This is a genomic window from bacterium (assembly GCA_028821235.1).
In the GTDB taxonomy this organism is placed as follows: Bacteria; Actinomycetota; Acidimicrobiia; order Spongiisociales; family Spongiisociaceae; genus Spongiisocius.
The window spans coordinates 1-6,372 of sequence record JAPPGV010000027.1; the positions used below are offsets into that span (position 1 = coordinate 1).

The following is a 6,372-nucleotide window of genomic DNA, read 5'->3' on the forward strand; positions in this document are numbered from 1 at the left end:
CGGGCACGCCTTCGTCAGCGGGCCTTGCGAGGAACACCGCTGCCGACGCCATACCCCACCGCCGTTCCGCAGACAGACGCGATAGTGGTCTGTCTGTGAAACAGCCTGGCGTGGTCTGGCGGTCATCGGTGTCCCGTCGCTGCGTTCCGCTTCCTTGACGTGCCGCTGCGGGCACGCCTTCGTCAGCGGGCCTTGCGAGGAACACCGCTGCCGACGCCATACCCCACCGCCGTTCCGCAGACAGACCACGGCATCCCTCGGCCACTAGAACTATCGATCAGCGCCACCTTGTCCACGGAGCGTCGATACAATTCGCCCGAGGCTTCTCGACGCGAGCCGCCAATCGGAGGGTGAGCCCGGACGGGGCTTCGAAGTCACGAGCGACAAACAGAAAGAGGTTGTCATGAGACCTACCCCGATGCGCCGCCTGCTCGCCGTGCTGGTGGCCATGACGCTCCTGGCCGCCGCCTGCGCCGGAGACGGCGAGGAGACCGCTGCGGCCGCGGATTGCGAAGTGGGCCAGACGGATGGTGACCTGAACCTGTACAACTGGGCCGAGTACATCGATCCGGACCTGGTGGACGCCTTCGCGGCCGAGCACGGCATCGAGATGACCGTGGATGTCTACGACTCCAACGAGGCCATGCAGCCGATCATCTCCGCGGGCAACTCGGGATACGACCTGATCGTTCCCTCCGACTACATGGTCGCCATCCTGATCGCCGGCGAGGACATCCAGCTGCTCAACAAGGACGCCATACCCAACATCGCCAACATCTCGGCGGACTTCAGCGATCTGGTGTACGACCCGGCCGGTGACTACTCCGTGCCCTACCAGTGGGGAACTACCGGCCTGGCCGTGGACACCGCGGTGGTTGGAACCGACTTCCCGAGGTCCTGGTCGATCGTCTTCGACCCGAGCTTCGCCGATCAGTACGCAGGCCGGATCTCCTTGCTGAACGACCCGCGGGAGACCCTGGGCGCAGCGCTGAAGTACCTCGGCTACTCGCTCAACACCACCGACACCGGAGAGTTGGAGGAGGCCAAGGAACTGGTCTCCGAGGCGAGGGGCCGTGTGGCTGCCTTCGACACGGATCAGGCCGACGAGTTGCTCACGACCGGCGAGACCGCAATAGCCCATGGCTACTCGGGCGACATGTTCACCCAGTTCCTGGAGACCGACGACCCGTCCCGTTACGTCTACTTCGTGCCGGAGGAGGGCGGGACGCGCTGGATCGACAACATGGCGATCCCGCACGACGCCCCCAATCCCTGCACGGCCCACACCTTCATCAACTGGATACTCGATGCGGAGAACGGCGCGGCCCTGTCCAACTACAACTACTACTCCACCCCCAACGCGGCAGCCCTCGACGGCCTGGAGCAGGAGTTGCTGGACTTCGTGGCCGACCCCGCGGTGATCCCGGGCGGGGTGGGTTCGCTGGAGGAGATCCAGGACACCGGCGACTTCGAGATCAACTACACCGACGCCTTCATCGAGGCGGTTGGCTAGCCCCCGGTCGGGAGGGGTTCACGGACCGGGACCGGGCGATCCAACTCGTCCCGGACCAGGGGGTCCTCGCGGCCCCGTAGAGCGGTCAGGCCCAACCCGAGGCGGCGCGCACACCAGACGGCGTGGGCGCGCACCAGCGGGTCGGGATGGGCCAGCGCCTGGCTGACCGCGGAACGGACCCGGGGCTCGGACGCATCCCCGACGTTACCCAGCGCCACCAGCGCGTTGCGCCGCAGGTACCGGGGCCGGCGCTGCGGGATGTACCAGCGTCCGAAGCGGGCCATGAGGTCCTCGTCGGAGGCGTCGAGCAGGTCGACCAGGGACACCCAGGCCTCGTTCGGCCCCTCGTTCCTCCGGCCTTCGAGGCGGACCCGGACCCGGTTGGGAGGGCACACCTCGGCGCAGTCGTCACAGCCGTAGATCCGGTCCCCGAGCGCCACCCGGAACTCGGGCCGGAACACCCCGGACTCCTGGACCAGCCAGGCCAGGCAGCGGCGGGCGTCGACCACCCCGGGAGTAACGATGGCGCCGGTGGGACATCCGTCGAGGCACTGCCGGCACGATCCGCAGCCGTCGTCCATTGGCACCGGATCCGTGTCGCACAGAGGGGCGTTGGTGACCACCGCGCCCAGCACCACCAGGCTCCCCGCTCCGGGCACCAGGAGGTTGGAGCTCTTCCCCCACCAACCGATGGCGGCCCGGTAGGCGGCCGCCCGGTCGACCAGGCTGTTCTCGTCAGCCACCACCACCGCCCGATGCCCCGCCGCGCGCAGCGCCTCCGCCACCTGCCCGAGAGCGGAACGGAGAGCGGCGTAGTGATCTTCCCGGGCATAGGCCGCCACCCGTCCGTAGGGGAGGCCGTCGTCGGGGCGGTCCGGCTCGCCACGCCAGAAGTCGAGGGCGCCCACCACCAGCGAGGTGGCGCCCGGCAGGATGCGCGACGGATCGGTAGAGCGCTCCGGGTTGCGGTAGGTGAACTGCATCCCGCCGTGCAACCCGTCCTCCTTGCGCTCCCGCAAGGTTGCGGCCACCTCCGTGAACGGATCTGCCCGGCACACCCCCACCGCGGCCAGCCCGGCCCGCCGCCCGATGTCGAGAATCGAGTCAACTTGGACTTGCGCAGTAGCCATCCGTGATCTCACCACTTGGCGGGATCTCGGTCAGCAACCCACGCCGGAGGGAAGCGTGGAGTGGGGTTCGGACCGGCTCTACTCACATCACGCGGTCCGGCCGGTCAAGGACGCGGTCCATGCTCGAACAAGTGGTCCAATGACTTCATTATGAGGCAATGCCCGCTCCATGAGCATGAGATTCGGCCGTTCCAGGATCAAGACAATAACCCGACGGGGGGTAGTCCTCCGGACGCAGTGCTGTTACCATCTAACCAATGTTGCGGTAAACGGCGGCGGGCAGCGGAGTCGAACCGCAACCAAGGAGAGTATTCCTCCCGGCTCCGAGTTTCTGAGGCCCGGTCCTGTACCCACAGGCAATACCCGCCAGTTCGGGGTGACGGGCGACGGCCATTCGGCTGTCGTCCGTTCTCCTATATGGCATCGTTACCTTCGTGGGAGCGGCTGACAACCCCTTGGTGGAGGGGGATGATCGGCTTCAACGGCCGAGCAGTTCGTAGGCCCGGCGGCCGAGGCGCGAGGAGCGTCCGGTGCCGAACTCGAAGCGGTCGGCCCTGCCCATCACGGCCCGGGTCCCCCGGATGCCCAGCCAGCGCAGGGGTTCGGGCTCCCACGGGCGGGATTCGACTCCCACCCAGGGGAGTTCGGTTAACTCTGACTCGGTTCCGGTGATCAGATCGGCCAGGGTGCGGCCGGCCAGGCAGGAGGGGACTACCCCGTCGCCTACGTATCCGCCGGCGGTGCCCATGCCGGTCAGGGGGTCGTAGCGCACTGCCGGGATCCAGTTGCGCGGCGCCGCCAGCACGCCTCCCCACTCGTGGGTGATGGCTACGTCGCCGAGCACCGGGAAGATCTCCACAAGCACCCTCCTGATGAGATCGTGGGACCGACGGTCGCGCTCTGTGGCGGGATCGATCCGGGAGCCGTACAGGTACGGGATCGCCCGTCCCCCGAAGGCGATCCGGTTGTCGGCCGTCCTCTGCCCGTAGATGACGGCGTAGCGATCGTCGGCGAAGGTGGGCCGGGTGTCGAGTCCGATCTCGGCGAGGGTCGGGGCGTCCAGCGGCTCGGTGGCGATCATCAGCGAGTAGAGCGGTACCAGGGTCCGTCGCTCTCCCGGAAGGTCACGGGTATAAGCCTCGGTGGCCCGGATCACCACCGGCGCGCTGACCTGTCCACCGGCGGTCGTGACCCCTCCGTCCCGGATCTCGGTGGCCGCGGTCTGCTCCACGATCCGAACGCCGCGCCGTTCCACCACCTCGGCCAGCCCTCTCACCAGCCGGGCCGGATCGAGCGCCGCGCAGGGCGCGTAGAAGATACCGCCGTGGAGGTCGGTAGGCCGGGCGAAACGCCGCACCTCTTCCGGCTCCAGCAGGCGGATGATGTCCTCCCCGATGCCGTTGGCGCGATTGTTCTCGATCTTGGCGGCCTGGCGCGCCGCCTGGGCGCGGCTGCGGGCGAACCGGATCACCCCACCCTTGGCGAACCCGCAATCGATGGCTTCGGTTGCGGTTACCCGGCCTATCTCGTCGACCGAGCCGTGCACGTGGCCCATGAGGCGGCGAGCCGCCTCATGGCTCGAGCGGCGGGCGTACGCGTCGATTCCGGCGGCCAGATCTCCGATCGCCCATCCGCCGTTACGTCCGGAGGCGCCGAAGCCGCAGATCTCCCGCTCGATCACCAGGATCGAGAGCGAAGGGTCCCGCTCGGTGAGGTAGTAGGCGGTCCACAGGCCGGTGAAGCCGCCCCCCACGATGGCCACATCCACCGAGGCATCGCCACCTAGCGGTGGGCGGGGGGTCAGGTCGCCTTCGAAAGTCGCCATCCATAGCGACAGGTTCGAGTAGTCAGGCACCGCCGAAAGTATAATCCCGGGGGTGACCGGCGACCTCCGCTACGTGAACCTGGAGGCCCGATGGGCCCGCGAACTGGAGGCGCTCGAGCTCCGGTCGTTCCCCAGCGTGAACCCCGCCGATCTGTACAACGCCCGGGAGCTGGTCGAGCTGGCCGAGGTCTTCCCCGAAGGGGGTTTTGTGGTGCTGGACGGGGAGACGCCCATCGCCATGGGCCTGGGGGTGAGGGTCCACTTCGACCTGTCCCGCCCCCAGCACCGCATGAAGGACCTCATGTCCGGGCAGCACAAGGCCGGACACGATCCCACCGGTGAGTGGTACTACGGCACCGACATCGCGGTGGACCCCCGCTACCGCCGCCGCGGGATCGGCAGCCGCCTCTACGACCTGCGCAAGGAGGTGTGCCGGACCCTCGGCCTGCGGGGCATCATCGCCGGAGGGGTGATCCCCGGATACGCTGCGCACAAGGACGACATGTCCGCCGCCGAGTACGTGGAGAAGGTGGCCGGCGGCGAGCTCTACGACCGGACCCTGAGCTTCCAGATCGAGAACGGCTTCGAGGCGCGCGGGGTGCTGGAGAACTACATGGAGGACCCCGACGTAGACAACTGGGCCTCCCTGATCGTGTGGGAGGTCCGCTAGCTTTCGGCCTTTCTATTCCAAGGGGGGATCGTCACAACGGACGGAGCCTGAGTGCGAGTGCGAGTGGAACACGCGTGGTTCCCGGATGAATCCGGTGCCAGGGCGGTCGGAGGACAGGTAGGCCTCGATGGCGTCAGCGGTGGTCCTGGCCGCCACCGTCAGGTATTGGTCGGTGGCGAACAGCGCGGCTTCGGAGGGATTGGACAGGTACCCATACTCGATCAGGGCGGTCGGGACAGCCGGACGGCGTACGATCCCGTAGGCGTCCTCTCCGCCCGGGAGTAGGACGCGCAGCACGCCGGCATCGCGCAGGCGGCTCCATGCGATGTGGTCGAACGTGGCCAGTGCGGCTGTGATCTCCTCGTAAAGCAGCCCGCCAAGGCGAGCGGAGTCGGAGCGGGCTCGCTGGGTGGTAGCGGACTGCACGTACACCTCGGTGCCCGGGACGTTGCTTCGGCCCCAGGTTGGCGCGTTGTGGTGGATCGATATCAACGCCTCGGCCCCGAGGGCCCGGAGGGCATCCGCGAAGGCGGCGCGGACCGAGATCAGCATCCCGTAGTCGCCGGTGCGGGTGATCACGGCGGGAACGCCGCGATCGGCGAGTTCGTCCCGGACGGCGCGGCTGAGCCTCAGGTTCAGATCGCTCTCCACGAGGTCGTTGGGTCCTATCGCGCCGGTGTTCCACCTCCCCCCATGGCCCGGATCCAGCACGACACGCGCCTTCTCGATCGGATCGCCGGTGGAGACCTCAGCCGCGTCGCCGCACGGCGTCCGAACCAGGTAGCCCGTGCCGCTGCGTCCGATGACCGCTACCGGAATCCCGAGCGGGGTAATGACGGTCGGCAGCATGGTCACGGCCGGGGGGACACCGCCATCGGCGCCCGCCTTCGGCTGTTCCTCCTCCGGGTAGGTCGCCGTCGGCGAGGCCGGGACCGGCTCGGGCGGAAGGCCGGCTACCACGGTGTCTGGCGGCTCCGGCCGGGTCGACCCCGGGCTCTCGGCTTCGTTCCCGCTCGCCGCGAGGAGCCCGAGCCCGACGAGGACGACGCCTCCCAGGAGAAGGGACGCTCGTCGTTCAGACAACTCTCGCGCCCCTCGCGGGGGGGGGGGGGGGGGGGGGGGGGGGGGGGGGCCCCCGGCCCCCCCCCCCCGGGGGCGGGGGGGGGGGGGGGCCCCGGGGTCGGGGGGGGGGTGGGGGGGGGGGGGGCATCGATCCATGCCCTGACGTTGGCTG

The 6,372-nt window shown here is 68.8% G+C and carries 5 protein-coding genes and 1 tRNA gene; 2 read left to right on the top strand and 4 right to left on the bottom strand.

The genetic code is table 11. The features are described from left to right. Window positions 1–403 precede the first annotated feature (403 nt). Complete coding sequence (locus tag OXK16_02910; GenBank protein MDE0374898.1) at window positions 404–1,513, top strand: spermidine/putrescine ABC transporter substrate-binding protein; 1,110 nt, start codon at window positions 404–406, stop codon at window positions 1,511–1,513. Here the strand turns inward: OXK16_02910 and queG are convergent. From queG to OXK16_02925, 3 genes are all read right to left on the bottom strand, one after another. Beyond that, on the bottom strand, window positions 1,510–2,643 hold the full coding sequence (queG, locus tag OXK16_02915) for a tRNA epoxyqueuosine(34) reductase QueG (protein ID MDE0374899.1): 1,134 nt from the start codon (window positions 2,641–2,643) through the stop codon (window positions 1,510–1,512). The two genes, OXK16_02910 and queG, sit on opposite strands and share 4 nt — an antisense overlap. 273 nt (window positions 2,644–2,916) lie before the next feature. After that, window positions 2,917–3,011, bottom strand: a tRNA-Leu gene (locus OXK16_02920). A 110-nt stretch (window positions 3,012–3,121) separates the two neighbouring features. Then, entirely contained in the window at window positions 3,122–4,498 is a 1,377-nt protein-coding gene (locus tag OXK16_02925; protein MDE0374900.1) for an FAD-binding oxidoreductase, read from the bottom strand. Window positions 4,499–4,520: 22 nt separating this feature from the next. Here OXK16_02925 and OXK16_02930 point away from each other — a divergent pair, with 22 nt between their 5' ends. Continuing rightward, window positions 4,521–5,138, top strand: a complete 618-nt coding sequence (locus OXK16_02930; GenBank protein ID MDE0374901.1) for a GNAT family N-acetyltransferase — start codon at window positions 4,521–4,523, stop codon at window positions 5,136–5,138. 12 nt (window positions 5,139–5,150) lie between these two features. Here OXK16_02930 and OXK16_02935 read toward each other — a convergent pair whose 3' ends face one another. Beyond that, window positions 5,151–6,221, bottom strand: a complete 1,071-nt coding sequence (locus OXK16_02935; protein ID MDE0374902.1) for an N-acetylmuramoyl-L-alanine amidase — start codon at window positions 6,219–6,221, stop codon at window positions 5,151–5,153. Window positions 6,222–6,372 lie beyond the last annotated feature (151 nt).